Genomic DNA, 22,276 nt, shown 5'->3' with positions numbered 1-22,276 from the left:
AATAAAGAATGAAGAATCTACTTTTCATGCGCCATGGCAAATCTTCATGGGACCTTGATGTTGGCGACCAGGACAGGCCTTTGTCACAAAGGGGCATTACGGATGCACATAGGGTGGGAAATAACCTTTCAAAAGCGAATCTGAATCCGGACTTCGTATTTTCAAGTCCCGCAAATAGAGCCTTGCATACGGCCATGATATGTTTGCGGAACCTGAAATTTCCCATGACCAAGTTTCAAATTACAACGGATCTTTATGATTTTTCAGGGAATCAAGTACTTGATTTTGTAAAAAAAATAGACAATTCTTTGGACACGGTCATGATTTTTGGACATAATCATGCCTTTACCCATTTGGTAAATTCCCTTGGAGATTCCTATATTGAAAACGTTCCAACAAGTGGTTTTGTCCACATACGGTTCAATCAAGATTCTTGGGCAAGCATTTCCCAAGGCAAAACAGTAGAAACGATTTTTCCAAAGCACTTAAAATAATGGTGAAATTCAACAATCAGTACGTTAATAGAGAAATAAGTTGGTTATGGTTCAATGAACGCGTACTGCAGGAAAGTGCGGATAAAAATGTACCGCTCATTGAGCGTTTGCGTTTCTTGGGAATTTTTTCAAATAATTTGGATGAATTCTTCAAGGTACGATATGCCACGGTGAAAAGAATCGTGGAAGCGGGCAAGACCGGTAAAAGTGTTTTGGGAGGTGAAAAGGCAAAGGATTTACTCGAAGAGATTACGGAGATTGTTATCCGTCAGCAAAGTAAAAGTTTGGTAATCCTAAAGCATATTGAGGAAGAACTGGAGCGGGAGAACATTTTTATCATTCGGGAAACCGCCTTGAACAAAACCCAGAAGGAATTTGTAAAGGAGTATTTTCTCCAGAATGTGAGTCCGCAGCTCATGACTATCATCCTCAACGACCTTACACGCTTCCCTACTTTAAAGGATACCGCCGCTTATTTGGCCGTAAAAATGATAATAAAGGGGGACAACGGGAAAAAGGAAAAGCGCTTTGCGCTAATTGAGATTCCAAAAGGAGTGGACAGATTTGTGGTACTGCCAAAGGAAGGCGATAAAAATTACATCATAATCCTGGACGATTTGATCAGGTATTGCCTGGGCAATATTTTTACCATGTTCGAATATGAATCCATTTCCGCCCACATGATCAAGATTACAAGGGATGCGGAACTGGATATGGACAATGACTTGAGCAAAAGTTTTATAGAGAAGATTTCTTCCAGTGTGGAGCATAGAAAAATAAGCGACCCTGTACGTTTTGTTTATGATAAAAGTATCGCGAAGGACACCTTGGCCTTTCTAAAGGAGAAAATGCAAATTGAGGATACGGATAGTGTGATTCCCGGTGGTAGGTACCACAACAAAAGGGATTATATGGGTTTTCCAAGTTTGGACAGGAACGATTTACTGTACGATAAAATAAAGGCACTCCCCGTAAAGGGACTCAGCATCGAGGGGAGTATTTTGGAAAGTCTAACCCATAAGGATTACCTACAATACACACCATACCATACCTTTACCTATATCCTCAAGTTTCTGCGGGAAGCTGCCTTGGACCCAAAAGTGCGCACCATTAAAATCACGGTATACCGATTGGCGAATAACTCCCAAGTGGCCGCGTCGCTAATCAATGCCGTTAAAAATGGAAAACAGGTAACGGTGCAAATTGAGTTGCAGGCTAGGTTTGATGAACAGGCTAATATTGAGTACGCAGAGCAGTTGCAGGCAGAAGGTGTAAAATTGATATTTGGGGTTCCTGGACTAAAAGTCCATAGCAAGATCTGCCTGATAGAACGCGAAGAGGACGAAGGTCTAAAGAGATATGGATTTATCAGTACCGGAAACTTCAACGAGTCCACCGCGCGTATTTATACCGATTATACCTTGTTTACCTCCCATGCACCAATTCTTAAGGAGTTGAACAAGGTCTTTGATTTCTTTGAAACGACCTACAAGATAAATAAGTACAAGCATTTGATCGTTTCGCCACATTATACAAAAAAGGTATTTCATAGGCTTATTGAACAGGAAATCGCCAATGCTATCGTGGGAAAAGAGGCCTACATCAAAATAAAGATGAACAGTTTCACGTCTTACGAGATGGTGGATAAACTGTACGAAGCAAGTAGGGCAGGGGTAAAGATCCAATTGATCGTTCGTGGAATCTGTTGTTTGGTTCCCGGCGTAAAGGGAATGAGCGAGAACATTGAGGCCATTAGTATTGTCGATAAATTCTTGGAGCATACCAGGCTGTTCGTGTTCGCCAATGCCGGAAATCCAAAAGTCTATATCTCCTCTGCGGATTGGATGACCCGAAACCTCGATTATAGGGTGGAGGTTGGTTGCCCCATTTATGATGAGGATATCAAGCAGGAACTGATGGATACTTTTGAAATTTGCTGGCGCGATAACCTAAAAGCGAGGGTTTTTTCCGAGAAACAGGACAACGCTTACAGAAAGGCCAAAACGCCCAAACACCGTTCGCAGTTTGAAACGTACGATTACTACGCAAAGAAGTTAAAGGAGAAGTAAATGCCTCCTAACTTTACCCATGTACCTTTTCTGTTTTGCTGAGGTTTTTCATGATATCCGCTTCGTATTCCAACAGTGCCTGCCATTTTGCATCCACCTCTTTTCGGTCCCCATATTTGCGGGCGAATTTTAGGAACATCGTATAATGCCCCGCTTCGCTGATCATGAGTTTATGATAGAAATCGGCCAATTTTTTATCTGGAAGTTCTTCGGATAAAAGTCGAAAGCGCTCGCAGCTTCGGGCTTCAATTAACGCCGCATATAAGAGTCGGTGTACCAATTGGGTGGTTCTGCTTCCGCCCTTGGGAAAAAATTTAAGCAGTTCCAACACATATTCGTCCTTTCGGTCCCTGCCCAATTTTTGACCTCGTTCCAAAATCAGGTCGTGCACCATTTTAAAATGCCCCATTTCCTCACGGGACAATGCCACCATTTCCTCAACCAATTCCGTGTATTCTGGAAATGAGACAATCAGGGAGATGGCCGTACTGGCGGCCTTTTGTTCGCAATAGGCATGGTCCGTCAAGATTTCATCGATATTCTTTTCCACAATATTTACCCATCTTGGATCGGTGGGTAATTTTAAACCTAACATCATTTTAACGCTTATTTACCTTGTTTACGATGTAAAAATAAGGCTTTGTGGGTTTTAATAATTATTTTTGGGAGGAGAGAAATTAGAATACACGTACAATGCAGGTAAGCGAACGGATAAAGGAAGCGCTAGGAGTCCAAGCGGATTCAGGTTCAATGCAATGGCTGACGGAAAAAACCCAAAAACTGGAATCGGATAAATCCGTACGGGACCTGTTCATGACGTACAGCCTCTTGGCTTCAAAATTTGACAAGAGCACTACATTCAAGGTAGCAAATGCCGATGAAGGAACACTCGAATTTTTAACCTCCCGAGATGCAAACTTGTTGGAGGTAGCCAGAATTTACCTGCTTATCAAGGTTTTGGAAATCGACACCGAATTTTATGGGCCCAAAGTGGCCAATATCATCCAGGTGGCCGATATAACGGAACTGGAGACCTTCTTAAAGTTTCTGGACCTATTGCCAAACCCGAAAATGTTCCTATTTACGGCCGTAGAAGCCTTGAGAACGAACATATCCGTCATTTTTGATGCCATTACGTTGAACAATCCATATCCCGCCAAATACTTCAACGACCAGCAGTGGAACCAGATGTATCTAAAAGCTGCGTTTATGGAGCGAGATCTCTCGAAAATACCATCGGTAGCGGAACGTGCCAACGTGGATTTGGCAAGGATCATTTCGGATTACGCCCATGAACGATGGGCTGCCTCACGAAAAATAGACCCCATGTTCTGGAGGCCGGTTTCGGGATTTTTAAATCCGGTGTTGCTTCAGGATATGGAACATTTGATGGAGAGCGATGATCCCGTGGAGAACAAGGCCGGGGCTTTGTGCTGTTATCATTCCGGCACTACCGAAGCGATTGAAATTTTGAATCGTAAACCCGACTTGAAACAGCAGATAGCAGCAGGAAAACTAACTTGGAAAAACTTAAAGAATTAATAGAATATGCAGAATAATTTAATGATAATCGACCCACACGTTCACATGTCATCCAGAACGACCGATGACTATGAGGCCATGCAGCAAGCGGGCGTGGTAGCTATAATAGAACCTTCTTTTTGGTTGGGCCAACCCAGAACTCAGGTCGGGTCCTTTCAGGACTATTTCAGCAGCCTTGTAGGCTGGGAACCCTTCAGGGCCAGCCAGTTTGGGATCAAGCACTATTGTACCATTGGCCTAAATTCAAAAGAAGCCAATAATGAGGCCTTGGCAGAACAAGTGGTGGAACTTCTGCCGTTGTATTTGCATAAGGAGAATGTGGTCGCCATTGGAGAGATAGGGTATGATGATCAAACTCCCGCAGAGGACAAATATTTTAGGATGCAATTGGAACTGGCAAAGGAATTGGATATGACCGTACAGGTGCATACACCGCATCGGGACAAAAAAGCGGGCACCATCAAGAGTATGGAAGTATGTCTGGAACACGGGTTGGACCCCGCCAATGTAATTATTGACCATAATAATGAAGAAACTGTAAAGGAGGTTTTGGATAGGGGATTTATCGCCGCATTTACCATTTATCCCAAGACAAAAATGGGCAACGAGCGTATGGTTGAGGTGGTTCGAAAGTTTGGTAGCGATAATATCATAGTTGACAGCTCCGCGGATTGGGGTGTAAGTGATCCGTTGGCCGTGCCAAAAACTGCTTCCTTAATGCTTAAAAGGGGGATTTCACGTGAAGATGTAGTGAAGACCTGTTACCAAAACGCCTTGGATGCGTTTAGCAAAAATGGACGCATGAAGGAGGAACACTGGTTAAAGCCAAAAGGCATCGACCAATCACAACTTTTTAATGATAATAGCGTTTTAAGAGGGCAGACACCTCGGATAGATTCCGAACAAATCTCTTAGAATGATGAAAAAAATCATGGGTTTTGCCAGACTGGCAAGGCCTGCCAATTTACCTACGGCGGCAGCGGATATCTTTGCCGGTATAAGTTTGGCACTTTTTTCTTCCGGTATAGCAATTCCTGATTTTTTTTCGGCGAACGGGACTGCTTTTCTTTCCCTGGTTTTTGCATCGGTGTTTTTGTACGCCGGAGGTGTGGTTTTCAACGATGTCTTCGATGCCAAATTGGATGCCGTTGAGCGTCCGGAAAGGCCTATTCCCAGCGGACTCATACCTAAAAACCAGGCTGCCCTATGGGGGGTGTTTTTATTTTTCATCGGGCTTTACTTGGCATTTTCGGTGCATCAGGTAAGTGGCAGTATTGCAGGTATTTTGATATTTTCAATTCTTGTCTACGATGCCTTGGCCAAAAAGCATTCCTTTTTTGGGCCCTTGGTCATGGGAATTTGCAGGGGATTGAACCTATTGTTGGGGATGTCCATCTTGGGACAGTTGGAGGTATGGTGGGTTTCCGTGGTACCCATGATCTATATTTTCGCCATCACGCTGATCAGTAGGGGCGAGGTCCATGGCGATAACAATAACCATATTGCGATCGCCGGTTTTTTATATATTTTGGTACTGGCTTTTATTGCGATTACCATTACTTTGAATACCGATACAATACTTATTTCCCTACCTTTTATTGTCCTATTTGGGTTTTTGGTGATTAGGCCTTTATTAAGAGCCTACAGGGAAAACTCCCCAAGGAATATTAAAAAGGCGGTCATGGCCGGGGTTTTGTCCCTCATTGTTATGGATGCCTGTTGGGTAGCCGGTTTTAGCCACTGGTATGTGGGACTGCTGGTTTTATTACTTTTGCCTTTATCTTTGTTACTTTCAAGAATTTTTGCCGTTACCTAGTGCTATGGAATTAAAACCTATCAAGCAGTCGTTTTCAGTTCAATATGAGTACCAACTCCACTTTACAAAGGATTTGTTTCATGTTGATAACCCGCTGTTCGTCAATATTATAAAAGGGTACAAGGACTACGAGCCTGTAAAGTTGTTTTTTGTAGTCGACAAAGGAGTGGCGGACAGCCATTCAAATCTCTTGAACAATATTTCCGCCTATTGCAGTTTGTATTCCGGGAACCTGATCTGTACCGATACTTTGGTGATCGACGGAGGCGAACAGTCCAAAAATCATGCAGAATATATTGACCTTGTGCTGAAAGGGATTAATGAAAATGCTATCTGCAGGCACTCCTTTGTGGTGGTGATCGGAGGCGGTGCGGTAATCGATATGGTGGGCTATGCTGCGGCCATTGCCCATAGGGGGGTAAAATTGATTCGGATTCCAACTACGGTGCTCTCTCAGAACGATTCCGCCGTAGGCGTAAAGAACAGTGTAAACATATTTAAGAAGAAAAATTTTCTGGGGACATTCGCTCCGCCTTATGCCATTATCAACGATAGTGATTTCTTGGCAACCTTGGAGCAGCGGGATTGGATAGCCGGAATCGCCGAGGCCATAAAAGTTGCCTTAATCAAGGACGAGGAATTCTTCGGATTTATTGCAAAGCATGCCATTGACCTTAAGGAAAGGCATTTGGAACCTATGCTATATGTAATTTATAAATGTGCAGAAATGCACATGCAACACATTTCACAGGGAGGTGACCCCTTTGAGTCCGGTTCCTCCAGGCCGCTGGATTTTGGTCATTGGGCGGCCCATAAATTGGAGTTTATGACCAATTACGAGTTAAGACATGGCGAGGCCGTAGCTAAGGGAATTGCATTGGACGTTACTTATGCACAGTTAATCGGGTTGATTTCCGAGGAAGAATTGAGGATTATTCTTGATGTTATGAAGGAAATAGGTTTCGATTTATCCTTGCCACTGCATTCTGAAAAGGAAGTGGACCAGCTTTTGGCAGGTATCGAGGAGTTTAGGGAACATTTGGGCGGTAGATTGACCATCACATTAATTTCAGGATTGGGAAAGAAACATGATGTCCATGAAATTGACAGGTCGATAATGAAACGGTCCATTGAGCAGCTTAATCATCAGATGGCCCTTAAATAGCGAATCCCCTTATGTTTATAAAAAACAAATACCACCTTTCTTATTGTACGAACATACATCCCGGTCAGGATTGGAAAAGCACCTTCTCTAGTATAAAGGAACATGTTCCAGGTATTAAGAAGTCGGTTTCACCGGATAGCCCCTTTGGTCTTGGTTTACGACTTTCAAACAAGGCGAGCGAGGAACTAGCTTTGGGAAACCATATGACTGAATTCATGAATTGGTTGCAGGAGGAGGATGTTTATATTTTCACCATGAACGGGTTTCCCTATGGAAATTTTCACAATGAAAGGGTGAAGGACGATGTCCACACGCCGGATTGGACCACCAAGGAACGTTTGATATATACCCAACGATTGTTTGAACAATTGGCAGTATTGCTTCCAAAAGGAATCAATGGCGGAATATCCACATCGCCAATTAGTTATAAGCATTGGTTTGCTTCGGAAATGGAAAAGGATACCGCTTTTAAAATAGGTGCCGAGAACATGACCCAAATCGCAAAGCAACTCTTTGAACTGGAACAAAGGACAGGTACCTATCTCCATTTGGACATTGAACCGGAACCTGATGGATTTTTGGAAAATACGGAGGAGGTCCTTTCATTTTATTCGGACTATCTAGTTCCCATCGCGCAACAGGAATTATCCAGGACGTTGGATAAAAACGCTTACCAATTGGAAGAATTGGTAAAACGATATATTACCATTTGTTATGACATTTGCCATTTTTCCCTGGCGTATGAGCATCCTTGTGAAACCTTTGCCAAATTTAAGGAAGCAGGTATCCAAGTTGGTAAAATTCAGGTTAGTGCCGCACTGAAGATTCTATTCAAAGGTAAGAATCGGGAGGAGGTATGGTCGGTTTTGGAAAAATTCAACGAACCGGTCTATTTGCATCAGGTAACTGAAAAAATAGGGAAGCGGGTAAAAACCTATAACGATCTGCCTATCGTATTGGCAGCGAAAAAGGAGGTAGACGAACTACGGGCCCACTATCATGTGCCTATATTTTTGGAGCGATTTGGGGCGTTGGACTCTACCCAAGATCAGATTTTGGATACCTTGGATTATTTAAAAATGGATTCATTGACGGAACATTTGGAAATAGAAACCTATACGTGGGATGTACTGCCGGAAGGGTTAAAGGAAAATCTTTCGCATTCCATCGTCCGTGAAATAGAATGGTTAAAAGCGCACATATAACATGCAAAAGACAGTTGTCATCAATGTTGTTGGACTGACCAAACGCCTTATAGGTGAGCATACACCCTTCATAAAAACGTTTTTGGAAAATGGTGGACATACGTTTATAAAACCCATGTTGCCAGCCGTAACCTGTTCCGTTCAGTCAACGTATGTAACAGGAAAATGGCCATCGGAACACGGTATCGTGGGAAACGGTTGGTATTTTAAGGACGAGTTGGAAGTAAAATTTTGGCGACAATCCAATAGGTTGGTGCAACAACCCAAAATTTGGGATGCGTTAAAGCAAAAGGATACTTCCTTTACGTGTGCCAATCATTTTTGGTGGTACAATATGTATTCCAATGTGGATTATAGCATCACACCAAGGCCCAATTATTTGGCGGACGGACGTAAAATCCCCGATATTTATTCCTATCCGGCTGAATTGCGAGATGAACTTCAAAAGGAATTTGGTACATTTCCGCTGTTCGAGTTTTGGGGACCTCGCACGACCATTAACTCCTCCCAATGGATTGCGAACGGCGCCATAAAAACCGATGAAAAATACGATCCCACCTTGACCCTGATCTATCTTCCGCATTTGGATTATAACTTGCAGCGTCATGGTTTGGATTTCGGCAAAATTTCAAAGGATTTAAATGAAATCGATGGAGTGGTCGAACAATTGGTACATCATTACGAAAAACTGGGTGCCCACATTATATTATTGTCTGAATACGGAATTACCAATGTAAAAAACCCCATTCACCTAAACCGAGTTTTGAGACGTGAAGGCTTTGTAAATGTGAGAATAGAGAGGGGCTTGGAACTATTGGATGCCGGCGCCAGTGAAGCCTTTGCCGTGGCGGACCATCAAGTCGCCCATATTTATGTAAAGGATAAAAACAAATTGGAAACTATCAAAAACTTGATCGCCAAAGTTCCCGGTGTTGAAAGGGTACTGTCAAAAGAAGAAATTGCTGTCGAGCATTTAAACCACGAACGATGTGGTGATTTGGTTGCCGTTGCGGATGCCGACTCCTGGTTTACTTATTATTTTTGGTTGGATGATGCCGTAGCTCCGGATTATGCCAGAATGGTGGATATCCATAAAAAACCCGGGTACGACCCTGTAGAAATGATGACGGACCCCAAGGATAAACTTGTTATGGTAAAAGTGGCTTGGAAACTTTTGAAAAAGAAATTGGGATTTAGAACCGTTTTGGATATCATTCCCTTGGACGCCTCCCTGATCAAAGGCTCCCATGGCAGACTCCCTGAGGATAAGGAGGATTACCCCATATTTATAACCAATCGGGCAACTAAAATTGATACCCATGAAGTAGCGGCCGTAGAGGTCTATGACCTAATTAAAAACCATGTAGTAAGCTGATTTATTTGTAATGAATTTATTTTTTAAGACGATAGGATATGTATTTGCGATACTTTTTGCGGTAGGTGCCATTGTTCAATTTAATGACCCTGATTCTTTCCTTTGGATTTTGATTTATGCGGTGGCGGCTATCATATCCGTACTTTTTTCCCTCAACCGATTGAGAGCCGTGGTTCCATTGGTATTGGGAACAGCTTGTTTTATAGGCTTTATGTATCTATACCCGACCGATTTCCAAGGTTTTGGATTGGAGGACGGTCCCATTGAAACCGTTGAATTGGGCCGTGAAGCCTTTGGATTGTTGATAATTGCCCTGGTGATGTTCTTCTATACCGTGAGGTTACGAAGGATGTTAAAGATCTAGGTCAAACTCTTTTCTCAATAGGTCGATTGCTGGATTTTTCTCCCGTAGTTTCTCGTATTTTTCCTCAGGTGTAAAGGCGAATTTCTTGGCACTGGATTCATTTACCTTTATAATCAATTGGATGAAGTGATTGTTAAGTTTGGTTCTCAGGTAGCCCATGAGCTCAAAACTTTCACGCTCTATTTCCTTCTTCATCGTACCGTTGGGAAGCTCAATATGTATGGTAAAGTCCTTTCCAAGTTTGGGAACGTCCGTATTTAGATTGGATGCCAGAATCTTTTGCCCTTTTTTGTCTATTTGTTCCGTAAAATCGGACCAATGTCTTTGTAGATCGGCCTCGGTAAAATCATCCTTGGGTAAATCCTCCTCATCGATGACCACTTCAATTTTGTTGAGTTCGTGCTCCTTCTTGGCCTTTAAACTGGATAGCGATAATCCAGAAACTCTTTTTTTAGAGGGATTAATTTGGATTTTTTGCGATACCGGTTCTTGAACAGCTTGCGTTACATCGGTTTCAACCTCTTTTATTTCTTCTTTAATGGTATCATATAAGGTGGGCCGATTTTCTTTTTCATCCGATACATTTTCTAAAGGTAAGAATGGGGATTCTTCCTTTTTGCCTGCGATATTGGTGGAGACAGAAACGGCTATCGGTTTTCTTTCTTCCGGATTTCTTTGGAAATTTTTGTAAAACTCGGCCGGTGCGATGAAATCGATTGTCCTGTTTTGAAGGGCTAGGGATTCAGGATTTTTTTTTTCTCCATCAAAGTCGATGGAGGCCAATTTCATTAAAGTTAGTTCTACTAGAAGTCGCTGATTTTTGCTCGACTTATATTTTAGGTCGCAGTCATTGGCAATATCAAGTCCCTGTAAGAGAAAACCTGGGGAGGCCTTCTTGGATTGTTCCCGGTATTTTTCTTGGGCGTTCTCTCCAACTTCCAAAAGTGAAATGGTATCCTTATGTTGACACACCATTAAATCCCTAAAGTGGGAGGCAAGACCGGCTATGAAATGGTGACCGTCAAAGCCCAGGGAAAGTGTCTTATTGAATAGAATCAATACGCGGGGAATATCATGGTCCAGGATGAGGTCCGTCGCTTCAAAATAAGTGTCGTAGTCCAGCACGTTCAGGTTTTCCGTCACCGCTTTCCTGGTGAGTTCCTTACCGGAAAAACTAACGACCCTGTCAAAAATGGAGAGGGCATCCCGCATGGCACCGTCCGCCTTTTGTGCAATGATATGTAGGGCGTCTTCCTCAGCTTCTATTCCTTGGTTTTCCGCAATGTATTTTAAATACTCTGCGGCATCGTTTACCGTAATTCTTTTAAAATCAAATATTTGACATCTGGAAAGTATGGTAGGTATTATTTTATGCTTCTCCGTGGTGGCAAGTATAAAAATGGCATGCTTTGGCGGTTCTTCCAAGGTCTTCAAAAAGGCATTGAAAGCCGATTGGGAAAGCATATGGACCTCGTCGATGATATAAACTTTATACTTTCCAACCTGGGGCGGGATACGCACTTGATCGATTAGGTTTCTAATATCATCCACGGAGTTGTTGGAAGCTGCATCCAGTTCAAAAATATTGAATGCAAAATCCTCATCTTCGCGTTCGCTGCCATCAGAATTTATCTGTTTGGCCAAAATACGGGCGCACGTCGTTTTTCCTACGCCCCTTGGACCACAGAATAAAAGGGCCTGTGCCAAGTGATTGTTGTCTATGGCATTCTGGAGCGTATTTGTAATAGCCTGCTGCCCCACAACATCCTTAAAGGTCTGGGGTCTGTACTTGCGGGCAGAAACTATGAACGGTTCCAAAATATAGACAAGTTTGTATGCTTACAAATATAGAAATAGCGGTTTATTTGATGGTGGATTTACATCGTAGATCATCTTTAGTTATCAACAATTGGAGTACATTTGCGCTGAGCAGGCCACCTTATCGCTCCCGATTTATATCGGGGGAGGAAAGTCCGGACACCATAGTGCGGTATAGCGGGTAACGCCCGTCCGCCGTAAGGCGAGGACCAGTGCAACAGAAAGCAAGTACAGTTAGGCTGTAGTGAAATCAGGTAAACTCTATACGGTGAAACGTCATGTAAATCGGTTTTTGAGGGCTGCACGCTCGAGCCGAAGGGTAGGCGGTTGGAACCATGGGGTAACCCATGGTCTAGATAAATGATAAGGTTTCGTTCAACGAAAACAGAATCCGGCTTATGGCCTGCTTTTTTTAGAATTTGCGTTCCACCAGATTTATAGGTTCAAGATTCTCATCGATGGATATTTCAAAATCGATGACGCCCAATACCAATTCCTCCGTAGTGATGACCTCTACCTTCCATTGGCCCGGCCAAATATTGTTTTTATAAGTATAGCCCCTGAAACCATCGTCCCTACCGCCTTTTATCTCATACCCGATATCCTCTACCAGTTCCCACTCCAAAGATTCTTCATTGAACCATTTCCATCGGTGTAGGATGGATTTTTCCAAATCCGTCGGGGCGAAAACGGAAGAAAAAATATACACGTTTTCGTTCGGCTTAAAGCTAAATTTTGTCCTATGGTCCCGCCAAAAAATGAATGTGTCGTTTTTCTCGTAGGCAACGGTATAAGTATCCCCTTTTTTTTCAACATAATGGGCTACAATACCTTCATCGAGTGCAAGGGGGACAGGTGGAATTAATCTAAAATAATAAAACAGGTTTATGAAGGCGTATATGGATATAATGAGTGAAAGCAACTTGCCTATATGTATTTCCCTTCGTGTGCTGGGGCTCATAACATAGATCAAAATTATCAAGGCTAGGGTACAGCCAAGACTTATGAATCCAGAAATAAAGAATACTTGGGGACTCATTTTTGTTGTAACTACCGGAATCATGAAGGCGAAGAAAGTAAAGCTCAGAAAAAAGTAGACGCTGAACTGTAAGTATTTGTTGGATATCCTTTGTTTTAGAAATTCATTGGCAACCAATAGGACCATGAGGATCAAAAAGAATGAAACGGTCTTTGAAAGGGATACGCTCCTTGAAAAATAAATCACATAGGCACTTGATAATGCCCCAAAGAAAAACTGGATGGCCAATGGGAAGTATTCCTCAAAACGTTCCAAAAAGGTATTATTCCAAGTGCCATCATCGGCTAAATTATAGAGATATAAAGTAATACTAAGGTTGGTCATGTGAAGGCATAGCATTACCAAATCGTAGGTACGGTCTATGCGTCCAAGGGTAAGCACATCAAATAGGAACCCTCCTATAAAAAACAGTAAAGGGGCATACTTTCCATGCTTACGGATAAATCTCCGAAATTTACTATTACGATACCGTACCAGGAACCTTTTCATGGGTATTTTGAAAACTTAAATATAGGCCGATTCGTAATTCCTTTTAGGCTCAGAAAATATGTATTTTGGCTTGCTTCATGTGTTTCTTCAATTCTAGGTTTTGAAGAAACTAAATACACTGTTGCCATATTTCCTTGAATTATCAAAATGGGGAATTGATTCCAAATTGGTCTGTTTTGAATGCTCGATAACAAGTACGCCATCTTCCAACAAGAGTTCGTTTTCAAAGATTAAAGAGGGAAGTTTTTGGAATTCACCAAGTTCCATATCGTAAAATGGGTCGGCAAAAATGACATCGAATTTCTCCGTATTGCGACTAAGGAAGGAAAAGACATCACTCTTAACGGTTTTGATATCCATTTTAAGTTCGTTGGCTATTTTTGAGATGTAATTGATACAACCGGAGTGCATGTCCACGGCCAGAATATCGTCTACGCCCCGTGAGGCAAATTCAAAACTAATGTTGCCCGTTCCCGCAAATAGGTCCAGCACTTTAAGGTCTGGAAAATAGTATCGGTTGTTTAGGATGTTAAATAGCCCTTCCTTGGCCATGTCCTTGGTAGGTCTGACCGGTAGGTTTTTTGGTGCCAATAACTGTCTGCCTTTATGTTTCCCTGAGATTATTCGCATTATAGGGTGCTAATCACGGTAAAGTCTATGGACGAAGTTTCCGGTATTCCCAAATTCAAATGATTGGGCGAGGAGGGCGCAAATATGGTCAAATCATTTATATAGGAGTAGCACAATTGAAATACTGCATCGTCCTCTTCAATAGTACCGAAAAATCTGACCGCCGTGGTTTCCGTGTCCAAATCCAATTGCTCCAGCACAAAAAGGAGATAGTAGGCAAAATCCTCCTTGGTCTGGTAAGGGAAACTATTATAAAAGCTTAGACTTTTTTGTTTTAAAACGGTAATATCCATTTGTCTTTGACCCACATGGACATAACAGACACTCTCTCCTTGATTGCCATAGTTATCCAATAAGGATTGGATCAGTACGGAACCATTGTGCAGAAATATAAACTCGCCAAAAAGCTCGTAGATATAGTTGTTTACATTCGTAAAGGGAACATAAATATTGACAATATCAAAACCCTCCAACATGTCAAAGGCAAGCGCATCCGTAGCCAATAATTTGGTATTGAACTTCAGGTATTCTGAAAGGGATTCTTCATTAAAAAGGGGCTTCGGTACCAATGAAAACAGCGTATTGGAATGAACAACGACTACCTCATCGAATTGATTGCCCGTCAATGTATGCTTTCCCAAAAGTGTTTTTAGCTCCTTAAGTAATGCTTCGGGGTGCTGTTCTTCGGAAAATAAAATACTATCGGATAATAGTACCCTGTGCGAAACAGTATCCGCAATACAAAAAGAAAGTCCATTCAAGCTCACTTGAATGGACAATTTCTTAAAGTTTTTATCTGCTATGTCAATAACCTTATTGATCGCCTTTTTTGTCATAGATAGGAGGCCAGTTTCCACTGGTACTAACTTCTGTCAAGGAACCCACCTTTATTTCGGATCCACTTACTTCTTCCACACTCATTAAAGAATTCTCCTTTGCCAATAAATCCTTTGGTTGGTCATATAAAACAACACTTTTGGCAACTTTCACTTCATATACAGGTGCCCTATACCCACTCTTTTCGATAATATCAGCTTTCATTGTGAATGTTTCGCCATTTGGAGCAGTAGGTACGGTTGCTAAATCCTTATACCTTGTGTCGCTTTTGAAGAGTGAATCCTTAACAGATACAAAGTCTAAAGTATCCACAATAACAGTATCCTGCTGAAGGTCAATTTGATACGTTTTATCGTATCGCATGAAAGAAGAATCCCTTTGCTGTGTTATCACATAACTACCAGTGTCTATGAATTTTATTAAGCTAGGGAAATCGTTGGCATACTTACCATTGGCACTTTTATAGGCTTCCTGAGAATTTTTAATATCTTTTAGTTTCGCTATAACTTTGCCAAAACGTTCAACTTTAACCTCGTTAAACTCGATTGGCCCTGTTACCGATTTGTAAATCAAATAGCCTAAACCGATACATGCAATCCAAAGTACAATCTGTATTATGGTCTTCATTTCTTAAGTGTTAATTTAATTTAGTGGTTGTCACAAATCTACAATTTTTTTTTAATCGCAAAAGTTTTTGCCCTAAAAATCCTTTTATATTTGGGGCTCCATGAAGTTACAGACACCTGCTATTTTTTTTAAAGAGTTGGAAACCAAGTTTCCACATGAGCCGACCCTAAAACAACGAATAGCCCTTGAAAAACTGTCCAACTTTATCCTTTCCAAAAAGAAGGACGAGGTTTTTGTTTTAAAGGGTTTTGCAGGTACAGGAAAGACTACTTTGGTTGGTACCTTGGTCAATAGCCTATGGAAGACCGGGATGAAATCGGTTTTGATGGCACCCACGGGCAGGGCGGCCAAGGTCATGTCCAACTATTCCAAAACACAGGCATTCACCATCCATCGAAAGATATACTTCCCTAAAAAGCAAAGTGGGGGCGGGGTTCAATTTGTGATGGCACCCAATAAACATAGGGACACCATATTTATAGTGGATGAGGCCTCTATGATTCCAGATACCCCGGCAGATTCCAAATTGTTTGAAAATGGTTCCCTATTGGATGATCTCCTCATGTTCGTTTATTCCGGTCATAACTGCAAATTACTTTTGATCGGGGATACCGCACAGTTACCGCCCGTCCATTTGGAATTGAGTCCGGCCTTGGACGAGGACAAACTTGCCCTAAATTATAATAAGGAGATAGTCCGCTTGGAATTGGACGAAGTTGTGAGGCAAGCCGAAGATTCCGGAATCTTGGTAAACGCCACTATGCTAAGGGAGCAGCTAAATGGAAGTTATTTTGACAGCTTCCGGTTTGATGTGGGGCCGTATTCCGATATTATCCGATTGATAGACGGGCATGACATTCAGGAAGCCATTGACGAATCCTATTCAAAAAACGGAAAAGAGGAAACGGCGATTATCGTACGTTCCAATAAAAGGGCGAACCTGTATAATCTCAATATTAGGGAGCGAATCCTGTTCTTGGAGCACGAGTTGGCAGCGGGTGATTTTATGATGGTCGTAAAAAACAACTATTTCTGGCTAAAGCCCAATTCTGAGGCGGGCTTCATCGCCAATGGTGATATCATAGAGGTATTGGAAATTTTTGCCTTCAAGGATCTTTATGGATTCAAATTTGCGGAAGTCAAGGTTCAAATGGTCGATTACCCCAATATGAAACCTTTTGAGACAGTTTTACTGTTGGATACCATAAAGGCGGAATCCCCGTCCCTTTCCTATGAGGATGGCAATAGGCTATATCAAGAAGTGATGAAGGATTATGCCCATGAGAAATCCAAGTACAAGAAGTTTCTCGGCGTAAAGAATAACAAATATTTCAATGGACTTCAGGTAAAATTCTCATATGCGATTACCTGCCATAAGTCCCAAGGAGGGCAATGGAACACCGTATTTGTGGAGCAGCCCTATCTGCCAAACGGTCCGGACAAAGAATACCTAAGGTGGCTGTATACCGCCGTAACCAGGGCCAAGGAAAAGCTATACCTTATCGGCTTTAAAAGCGATTTTTTTCTTGAATAGGAAACCGTTACTTTAGTATTGGAATATAATAGACCGAAGATTTTCAAAGTCCAGTTTAAGAAAGAAACAATATGACATCAGAAACCATCATCAGTATTTTTCTCGGTATTGGGCTCGCCGCTTCCGTTGGTTTCCGGGTATTTTTGCCATTGTTCGCTTTGAGTTTGGCCGCTTATTTTAATGTTTGGGAGTTGAACGATAACTGGCAATGGATCGGAAGTTTGGCCGCCTTGATTACCCTGGGAGTAGCTACCGTGGTGGAGATATTCGCCTATTTTATTCCTTGGGTGGACAATTTATTGGATAGTTTTGCAGTGCCCTTGGCTGCGATCGCGGGTACGGCCGTAATGGTCTCCACGGTGGCCGATTTAGACCCCGTGGTAACGTGGTCGTTGGCCATTATTGCCGGCGGGGGAACGGCTACTGCCATCAGGGGGGCGGGCGCCACGGGCAGGTTGGCATCCTCTACGACAACGGGAGGTCTGGCCAATCCCATTTTGGCGACCGTGGAAACGGGAACCGCTACGGTGGTGAGTATCGCATCCATATTCGCCCCCATTTTGGCCGCGGTACTGGTCATCATCATTTTAATAGTAATTTTTAGAATTTATAGAAGTCTAAGGCCCAAGGCAAAAACATAATAAGGTGAAGATAATTGCAATGATTCCGGCACGCTATGCGGCCTCAAGGTTTCCGGCAAAACTGATGCAGGATCTATCGGGCAAGCCCGTTATAGTAAGGACGTATCAAGCGGCGGTTAACACGGGACTTTTTGATGCTGTGTATGTGGTAACGGATAGCGATATCATTTATCAAACGATTCTTGCCGAAGGAGGGAATGTGCTCATGAGCAAAAAGGAGCATGAATGTGGTAGTGACAGGATTGCAGAGGCTGTCACGGATATGGACGTCGATATCATCGTAAATGTACAAGGTGACGAGCCTTTTACGGATCGGGAGAGCCTACACGGTGTCCTTGAGGTATTCAAGCAGGATTTTGAAAAGGAAATCGATTTGGCATCCTTAATGGTCAGGATAACGGATGAAGATGAAATCAAAAACCCCAATACGGTAAAGGTGATTGTGGACAATCGAAATTTTGCCCTCTATTTTTCCAGGTCACCCATCCCGTACCCACGGGCCAAAGGCGATTACACACGCTATTATAAGCACAAAGGAATCTACGCCTTTCGAAAAAGGGCCTTGATGGATTTTCAACGTTTGCCCATGTTGCCTTTGGAAGCCACGGAGAAAATAGAGGCTATACGCTATTTGGAATACGGAAAAAAAATAAAAATGGTAGAGACTACCGTAACCGGTATCGAGATAGATACCCCGGAGGATTTGGAAAGGGCAAAGGCGGCATGGAAATAAATTTTAAGGACATACAGGTCGTAGGTTTTGATGCGGACGATACCCTTTGGGTGAACGAAACCTATTTCCGCGAGGCGGAGGAAGCCTTTGCGGACCTTTTGGAAACCTATGAGACCAAGAACAAGATAGACCAAGAGCTCTTTAAGATGGAAATCAAGAACTTGGATTTGTACGGATACGGTATAAAAGGCTTCATGTTGTCCATGATTGAGTCGGCCTTGGAACTGTCCAATAATGAGGTAAAGCAAGAAACACTTTCTAAAATTCTGGATTTGGGCAAAAGTATGATTTCGCATCCGGTGGAAATATTAGATGGTGTGGTGGAAGTGCTGGAAAAACTACAAGGTAAATACAGGTTGATCGTATTGACTAAAGGCGACCTCTTAGATCAGGAAAGAAAGTTGGAACGCTCCAACCTATCGGAATACTTTCATCATGTAGAGGTGTTGAGCGATAAGAAGGAGAAAAACTATCAGGACCTTTTGGACCACTTGGAAATCGATGTGAAGAATTTTTTGATGATCGGAAATTCATTAAAATCAGATGTTCTACCGCTTGTGAGTATCGGTGCAAAGGCGGTACACGTGCCCTTCCATACCACATGGCAGCATGAAGAGGTGGCGGAGCCCAGGGAAAAAAAAGGATATATAACGGTATCGAAACTTACGGATGTTTTGAATTACCTTTAAATAGAACGGATGGAGACAAGCAAGGAAATGGAAATGAAAAATATACCTACAAGGGCATCCCAAAAGTTTCGAAACTTTCCGATGGTACCCAGAGTGGTCTTTGGAAATGGCAGTTTTGACCAATTGGGGGATATTTTGTTACCGAAACGCAAAAATTCGGACGCGCCCATTATTTTCTTGGTGGACGATGTATTTGAGGATTCCGATCTGCATGCCAGGATACCCCGGATTTTTTCGGATCAAATTATTTTCATTTCTGCGGATGAAGAACCCAAGACCCAGCAGGTAGATGCCTTGGTGAAGCAAATCAAGGAATCCTTTCAGGAAATGCCGTCCGGGATTGTGGGCATTGGTGGTGGTACCCTTTTGGATCTGGCCAAGGCCGTAGCCATACTGCTGAACAATACCGGAAGTGCGGCCGATTATCAGGGTTGGGATTTGGTACATAGGGAATCGGTCTACCATGTCGGAATCCCTACCATCAGCGGTACCGGGGCCGAAGTCTCCCGAACCACGGTGCTTTTGGGACCTGAAAAAAAGTTGGGCATCAATTCGGACTATACCACATTTGACCAAGTTTTATTAGACCCAGAACTCACAAAAGGAGTACCCAAGGAGCAATGGTTCTACACGGGAATGGATTGTTTTATCCATTGCATAGAAAGCCTGAATGGCACCTATCTGAATGCTTTCAGTCAAAGTTATGGGGAAAAAGCTTTGGACCTATGTAAAGAAGTTTTTCTTGGGGATTTATCGGATGAGGAATCGAGGAATAAATTGATGATGGCCTCTTGGCATGGGGGTATGAGCATTGCCTATTCCCAAGTAGGGGTCGCGCATGCTTTAAGCTATGGCCTGGGATATCAACTTGGAATCAAACATGGTTTGGGCAATTGTTTGGTATTTCAACATTTGGAGGAATTTTATCCGGAAGGGGTTGTGATTTTCAACGAGATGCGAAAAAAACACCACATCGAGCTTCCAAAAGGTGTTTGTGCCGGTCTGACCGAAAATGACTTGGATACAATGGTATCCATAGCTTTGGGTATGGAACCGCTCTGGGAAAATGCCCTTGGGCCAAATTGGAAATCGGTAATTACTCCGGCCAAATTAAGATCCATCTATAGAAAAATATAGGCAAAACTACTTCAACCCAAATGCAGGGACTCGCGCGTTTTATTTACTTTAAACTTTTGGGTTGGAAAATGTCAGGTACATTTCCTTCCCATTTGGATAAGTTTGTCATAATCGTCGTGCCCCACACCAGTTGGTGGGATTTTCTCTTGGGGCTATTGGTGAGAAAAATATTGAATGAGGAAATCAACTACATTGGTAAGAAAAGCCTTTTTGATTCCCCGTTTGGCTGGTTTTTTCGTTGGACTGGCGGTGCTCCTATAGACCGAAGCAAAAGTAACGACACCGTTAGTGCCATTGTACGAATTTTTGAAAGCAGGGAAAAATTCAGATTGGCCCTGTCCCCCGAAGGCACACGTAAAAAGGTAGAAAAATGGAAAACGGGCTTTTACCACATTGCCAAGCAGGCAAAGGTTCCCATTGTCATGGTCGCCTTTGATTATGGCAAGAAAGAGGTGAAGTTTTCCAAACCTCAAATACCAACAGAGAATCAAACAGCTGATTTGGAAAAATATGAGTCCTTTTTTATGGGTGTGAGGGGGAAGGATGCCAAATCATAAAAAAACATCGCTAAGAGTCTTGCAGTCAATCGATTCTAACAACAGGTCCTAAAAAACTTAAAGTGTTTCGGAAAGAAAGTATAAGTTAATTTTAAGGATATAATGTGCATTTCATCGATTTTTTCAGGAATATTTAACAAAATTTTGCAAAAAGTTAAATTTCTGACTAGCTTCACTTAATAGTCCCCCGCAGTATTTTTTATTAAGAGTTTTTTAGTCACAGATTAAGGCCCCACATCTTAATTTTGATACTTCTCGTTTGTATGCTTTGGTTCTAAACACTAAAAACCAAACATATGGGGAATTCTACTCTTCGATTTTCAAAATCTTTTTCAACCTATTTTTCCATCGCCTTGATTTGTCTTTCTTTTTTGACATTGAAAGCACAGGAGCAAATGGACCTACGAGAGCTTGATGGTTTGAATTGTACTGCAAATGATGTGGAAGTTCTTAGTGCATCACTTGGATCCACTACATGCCCAACATGTACCCCTGGTGAAACCATTACTGAAGAGCTCTTCATTACAATAAGACATAATACTAATAGTGACAGGCCTGCCTTAGCAATATTGGGTGATTTAACAGTGGTAGATATGAATGGTAATAGCACGACTACTGTGTTCGCACGCTGTAGTGGTCCTATAATACCCAAAAAAAATATTAATGATAATATTCCAGTTGGGAATGGAGGAAATGGTGTCCAAACAATCTCTTATGGTGAAATAACCTTTGAATGTGGATCTCAATTTACCCTGGACAATATACTATTGGTTTGGACGGTACCGTCCGACCCTGATTGTCCAATTCCAGCCTCAGATCCGCCCCCTCCTTCAAAATGTGGGGCTCCCGGTATTTCATTGGAAATTACTCCTCCTTTAAGTGCGGTTGCCACCGCTGAATGCTCAGGTTCTGATGCTAACGTTGATTTGACGATTGTTGGTGGGGAGGCTCCTTATTCTTACACCTGGACAAGTCTTGATAGTGGATTTACATCTTCAGAAGAGGACCCCCAAAATGTTCCTCAAGGAGAAATTTTAAGTGTTACAGTTACAGATTCCGATGGTTGCACTACCACTACATCAATTACTACTCCCATTTGTTTTGTTTGTCCAACTTTAACAAATGAAACTGCAGATTTTGCTACTTGTGAAGATAACCAAGGTCAGACCTTAAGTGTTCAAACGGACATTCCTGACATTGATATTGAGTTTTTCATTTTTTCATCACAGCAAGGCGATCCATATGTAGGCGGTGGTACCCAATTGGGAACTGCGGTTACACCCAGTGGTGGCACAGCAACTTCTTCAACGGGGATTAGTGGTCTTACCCCTGGTACCTATTATTCGTATGCTATATTGGATACCGATGACCCAGATTTAATTGATCCGGATTGTAAACCTTTTGCTGAAATAGTAATAAATATTGACGAAGAATTATCCCCCACCTTCGATGCCGTCGGTCCGATCTGCGAGGGGGATGACCTATCGGCCCTGCCGACGACCTCCACCAACGGGA

At 42.4% G+C, this 22,276-nt stretch carries 22 protein-coding genes and 1 other RNA gene; 17 read left to right on the top strand and 6 right to left on the bottom strand.

The genetic code is table 11. The features are described from left to right. The first annotated feature begins 8 nt into the window (after positions 1-8). Both FEK29_RS14570 and ppk1 read left to right on the top strand, forming a co-directional pair. Positions 9-494, top strand: a complete 486-nt coding sequence (locus FEK29_RS14570) for a SixA phosphatase family protein (protein ID WP_138259168.1) — start codon at positions 9-11, stop codon at positions 492-494. Then, entirely contained in the window at positions 494-2,563 is a 2,070-nt protein-coding gene (gene ppk1 / locus FEK29_RS14565; protein ID WP_138259167.1) for a polyphosphate kinase 1, read from the top strand. Before FEK29_RS14570 ends, ppk1 begins: the two co-directional genes overlap by 1 nt. A gap of 13 nt (positions 2,564-2,576) precedes the next feature. Here ppk1 and miaE read toward each other — a convergent pair whose 3' ends face one another. Beyond that, positions 2,577-3,158 (bottom strand): tRNA-(ms[2]io[6]A)-hydroxylase, encoded by a 582-nt coding sequence (miaE, locus tag FEK29_RS14560; RefSeq protein ID WP_138259279.1) that lies wholly within the window; start codon positions 3,156-3,158, stop codon positions 2,577-2,579. A gap of 98 nt (positions 3,159-3,256) precedes the next feature. On the opposite strand from miaE, the gene FEK29_RS14555 reads away from it, so the two are divergent. Genes FEK29_RS14555 through FEK29_RS14525 form a run of 7 tightly spaced genes read left to right on the top strand, consistent with a single transcriptional unit; the run spans position 3,257 to position 10,030 of the window. Beyond that, positions 3,257-4,105: an EboA domain-containing protein gene (locus tag FEK29_RS14555; protein ID WP_138259166.1), complete on the top strand. Its 849-nt coding sequence runs from the start codon at positions 3,257-3,259 to the stop codon at positions 4,103-4,105. Between the two features lie 6 nt (positions 4,106-4,111). Further along, on the top strand, positions 4,112-5,020 hold the full coding sequence (locus tag FEK29_RS14550; RefSeq protein ID WP_138259165.1) for a TatD family hydrolase: 909 nt from the start codon (positions 4,112-4,114) through the stop codon (positions 5,018-5,020). A 1-nt stretch (position 5,021) separates the two neighbouring features. Next, positions 5,022-5,921: a UbiA-like protein EboC gene (eboC, locus tag FEK29_RS14545; protein ID WP_138259164.1), complete on the top strand. Its 900-nt coding sequence runs from the start codon at positions 5,022-5,024 to the stop codon at positions 5,919-5,921. Positions 5,922-5,925: 4 nt separating this feature from the next. Then, positions 5,926-7,086, top strand: a complete 1,161-nt coding sequence (locus FEK29_RS14540; RefSeq protein WP_138259163.1) for a 3-dehydroquinate synthase — start codon at positions 5,926-5,928, stop codon at positions 7,084-7,086. Between the two features lie 11 nt (positions 7,087-7,097). Next, on the top strand, positions 7,098-8,291 hold the full coding sequence (eboE, locus tag FEK29_RS14535; RefSeq protein ID WP_138259162.1) for a metabolite traffic protein EboE: 1,194 nt from the start codon (positions 7,098-7,100) through the stop codon (positions 8,289-8,291). A 1-nt stretch (position 8,292) separates the two neighbouring features. After that, positions 8,293-9,666, top strand: a complete 1,374-nt coding sequence (locus tag FEK29_RS14530) for an alkaline phosphatase family protein (RefSeq protein WP_138259161.1) — start codon at positions 8,293-8,295, stop codon at positions 9,664-9,666. A gap of 10 nt (positions 9,667-9,676) precedes the next feature. Then, entirely contained in the window at positions 9,677-10,030 is a 354-nt protein-coding gene (locus FEK29_RS14525; protein WP_138259160.1) for a transmembrane 220 family protein, read from the top strand. Here FEK29_RS14525 and FEK29_RS14520 read toward each other — a convergent pair. Continuing rightward, positions 10,019-11,848: a DNA polymerase III subunit gamma/tau gene (locus FEK29_RS14520; RefSeq protein ID WP_138259159.1), complete on the bottom strand. Its 1,830-nt coding sequence runs from the start codon at positions 11,846-11,848 to the stop codon at positions 10,019-10,021. The genes FEK29_RS14525 and FEK29_RS14520 overlap by 12 nt on opposite strands. A 108-nt stretch (positions 11,849-11,956) precedes the next feature. Here FEK29_RS14520 and rnpB point away from each other — a divergent pair. Then, an RNA gene (rnpB, locus tag FEK29_RS14515) (RNase P RNA component class A) lies at positions 11,957-12,262 on the top strand. Here the strand turns inward: rnpB and FEK29_RS14510 are convergent. The 4 genes from FEK29_RS14510 to FEK29_RS14495 form a co-directional block, all read right to left on the bottom strand. After that, the gene (locus FEK29_RS14510) at positions 12,261-13,376 is read right to left on the bottom strand and encodes a DUF2914 domain-containing protein (RefSeq protein WP_138259158.1); all 1,116 of its coding nucleotides are present in this window, start codon (positions 13,374-13,376) and stop codon (positions 12,261-12,263) included. The two genes, rnpB and FEK29_RS14510, sit on opposite strands and share 2 nt — an antisense overlap. Before the next feature lie 93 nt (positions 13,377-13,469). Further along, the gene (locus tag FEK29_RS14505) at positions 13,470-14,006 is read right to left on the bottom strand and encodes an RsmD family RNA methyltransferase (protein ID WP_138259157.1); all 537 of its coding nucleotides are present in this window, start codon (positions 14,004-14,006) and stop codon (positions 13,470-13,472) included. Beyond that, positions 14,006-14,842, bottom strand: coding sequence for a DUF3822 family protein (locus FEK29_RS14500; RefSeq protein WP_138259156.1), 837 nt, complete (start codon positions 14,840-14,842; stop codon positions 14,006-14,008). Before FEK29_RS14500 ends, FEK29_RS14505 begins: the two co-directional genes overlap by 1 nt. Next, complete coding sequence (locus FEK29_RS14495) at positions 14,820-15,470, bottom strand: hypothetical protein (protein ID WP_138259155.1); 651 nt, start codon at positions 15,468-15,470, stop codon at positions 14,820-14,822. Before FEK29_RS14495 ends, FEK29_RS14500 begins: the two co-directional genes overlap by 23 nt. A gap of 100 nt (positions 15,471-15,570) precedes the next feature. On the opposite strand from FEK29_RS14495, the gene FEK29_RS14490 reads away from it, so the two are divergent. The 7 genes from FEK29_RS14490 to FEK29_RS14460 form a co-directional block, all read left to right on the top strand. Continuing rightward, on the top strand, positions 15,571-17,004 hold the full coding sequence (locus FEK29_RS14490; protein WP_138259154.1) for an ATP-dependent DNA helicase: 1,434 nt from the start codon (positions 15,571-15,573) through the stop codon (positions 17,002-17,004). A 71-nt stretch (positions 17,005-17,075) separates the two neighbouring features. After that, the gene (locus tag FEK29_RS14485; RefSeq protein WP_138259153.1) at positions 17,076-17,645 is read left to right on the top strand and encodes a DUF4126 domain-containing protein; all 570 of its coding nucleotides are present in this window, start codon (positions 17,076-17,078) and stop codon (positions 17,643-17,645) included. A 19-nt stretch (positions 17,646-17,664) separates the two neighbouring features. Then, entirely contained in the window at positions 17,665-18,378 is a 714-nt protein-coding gene (gene kdsB, locus FEK29_RS14480; RefSeq protein ID WP_193554891.1) for a 3-deoxy-manno-octulosonate cytidylyltransferase, read from the top strand. Next, positions 18,369-19,067 (top strand): HAD family hydrolase, encoded by a 699-nt coding sequence (locus FEK29_RS14475; RefSeq protein ID WP_138259151.1) that lies wholly within the window; start codon positions 18,369-18,371, stop codon positions 19,065-19,067. Before kdsB ends, FEK29_RS14475 begins: the two co-directional genes overlap by 10 nt. A gap of 9 nt (positions 19,068-19,076) precedes the next feature. Further along, positions 19,077-20,204, top strand: a complete 1,128-nt coding sequence (locus tag FEK29_RS14470) for an iron-containing alcohol dehydrogenase family protein (RefSeq protein WP_240042762.1) — start codon at positions 19,077-19,079, stop codon at positions 20,202-20,204. Between the two features lie 20 nt (positions 20,205-20,224). Continuing rightward, positions 20,225-20,761: a 1-acyl-sn-glycerol-3-phosphate acyltransferase gene (locus FEK29_RS14465; protein WP_138259150.1), complete on the top strand. Its 537-nt coding sequence runs from the start codon at positions 20,225-20,227 to the stop codon at positions 20,759-20,761. 296 nt (positions 20,762-21,057) lie between these two features. Then, the coding region (locus FEK29_RS14460; protein ID WP_138259149.1) for a hypothetical protein at positions 21,058-22,276 on the top strand (1,219 nt) is incomplete at its 3' end.

The sequence above is a fragment of the Maribacter aurantiacus genome (assembly GCF_005780245.1).
GTDB lineage: Bacteria > Bacteroidota > Bacteroidia > Flavobacteriales > Flavobacteriaceae > Maribacter > Maribacter flavus.
The sequence above is the reverse complement of the archived record's forward strand: the minus strand, read 5'-3'. Positions and strand labels throughout refer to the sequence as shown.

Excerpts from the sequence above, each read along its gene's own strand:
- FEK29_RS14570 (WP_138259168.1), top strand. The coding sequence starts at position 9 with ATGAAGAATCTACTTTTCATGCGCCATGGCAAATCTTCATGGGACCTT.
- ppk1 (WP_138259167.1), top strand. The coding sequence starts at position 494 with ATGGTGAAATTCAACAATCAGTACGTTAATAGAGAAATAAGTTGGTTA.
- miaE (WP_138259279.1), bottom strand. The coding sequence starts at position 3,158 with ATGTTAGGTTTAAAATTACCCACCGATCCAAGATGGGTAAATATTGTG.
- FEK29_RS14555 (WP_138259166.1), top strand. The coding sequence starts at position 3,257 with ATGCAGGTAAGCGAACGGATAAAGGAAGCGCTAGGAGTCCAAGCGGAT.
- FEK29_RS14550 (WP_138259165.1), top strand. The coding sequence starts at position 4,112 with ATGCAGAATAATTTAATGATAATCGACCCACACGTTCACATGTCATCC.
- eboC (WP_138259164.1), top strand. The coding sequence starts at position 5,022 with ATGATGAAAAAAATCATGGGTTTTGCCAGACTGGCAAGGCCTGCCAAT.
- FEK29_RS14540 (WP_138259163.1), top strand. The coding sequence starts at position 5,926 with ATGGAATTAAAACCTATCAAGCAGTCGTTTTCAGTTCAATATGAGTAC.
- eboE (WP_138259162.1), top strand. The coding sequence starts at position 7,098 with ATGTTTATAAAAAACAAATACCACCTTTCTTATTGTACGAACATACAT.
- FEK29_RS14530 (WP_138259161.1), top strand. The coding sequence starts at position 8,293 with ATGCAAAAGACAGTTGTCATCAATGTTGTTGGACTGACCAAACGCCTT.
- FEK29_RS14525 (WP_138259160.1), top strand. The coding sequence starts at position 9,677 with ATGAATTTATTTTTTAAGACGATAGGATATGTATTTGCGATACTTTTT.
- FEK29_RS14510 (WP_138259158.1), bottom strand. The coding sequence starts at position 13,376 with ATGAAAAGGTTCCTGGTACGGTATCGTAATAGTAAATTTCGGAGATTT.
- FEK29_RS14505 (WP_138259157.1), bottom strand. The coding sequence starts at position 14,006 with ATGCGAATAATCTCAGGGAAACATAAAGGCAGACAGTTATTGGCACCA.
- FEK29_RS14500 (WP_138259156.1), bottom strand. The coding sequence starts at position 14,842 with ATGACAAAAAAGGCGATCAATAAGGTTATTGACATAGCAGATAAAAAC.
- FEK29_RS14495 (WP_138259155.1), bottom strand. The coding sequence starts at position 15,470 with ATGAAGACCATAATACAGATTGTACTTTGGATTGCATGTATCGGTTTA.
- FEK29_RS14490 (WP_138259154.1), top strand. The coding sequence starts at position 15,571 with ATGAAGTTACAGACACCTGCTATTTTTTTTAAAGAGTTGGAAACCAAG.
- FEK29_RS14485 (WP_138259153.1), top strand. The coding sequence starts at position 17,076 with ATGACATCAGAAACCATCATCAGTATTTTTCTCGGTATTGGGCTCGCC.
- kdsB (WP_193554891.1), top strand. The coding sequence starts at position 17,665 with ATGATTCCGGCACGCTATGCGGCCTCAAGGTTTCCGGCAAAACTGATG.
- FEK29_RS14475 (WP_138259151.1), top strand. The coding sequence starts at position 18,369 with ATGGAAATAAATTTTAAGGACATACAGGTCGTAGGTTTTGATGCGGAC.
- FEK29_RS14470 (WP_240042762.1), top strand. The coding sequence starts at position 19,077 with ATGGAGACAAGCAAGGAAATGGAAATGAAAAATATACCTACAAGGGCA.
- FEK29_RS14465 (WP_138259150.1), top strand. The coding sequence starts at position 20,225 with ATGCAGGGACTCGCGCGTTTTATTTACTTTAAACTTTTGGGTTGGAAA.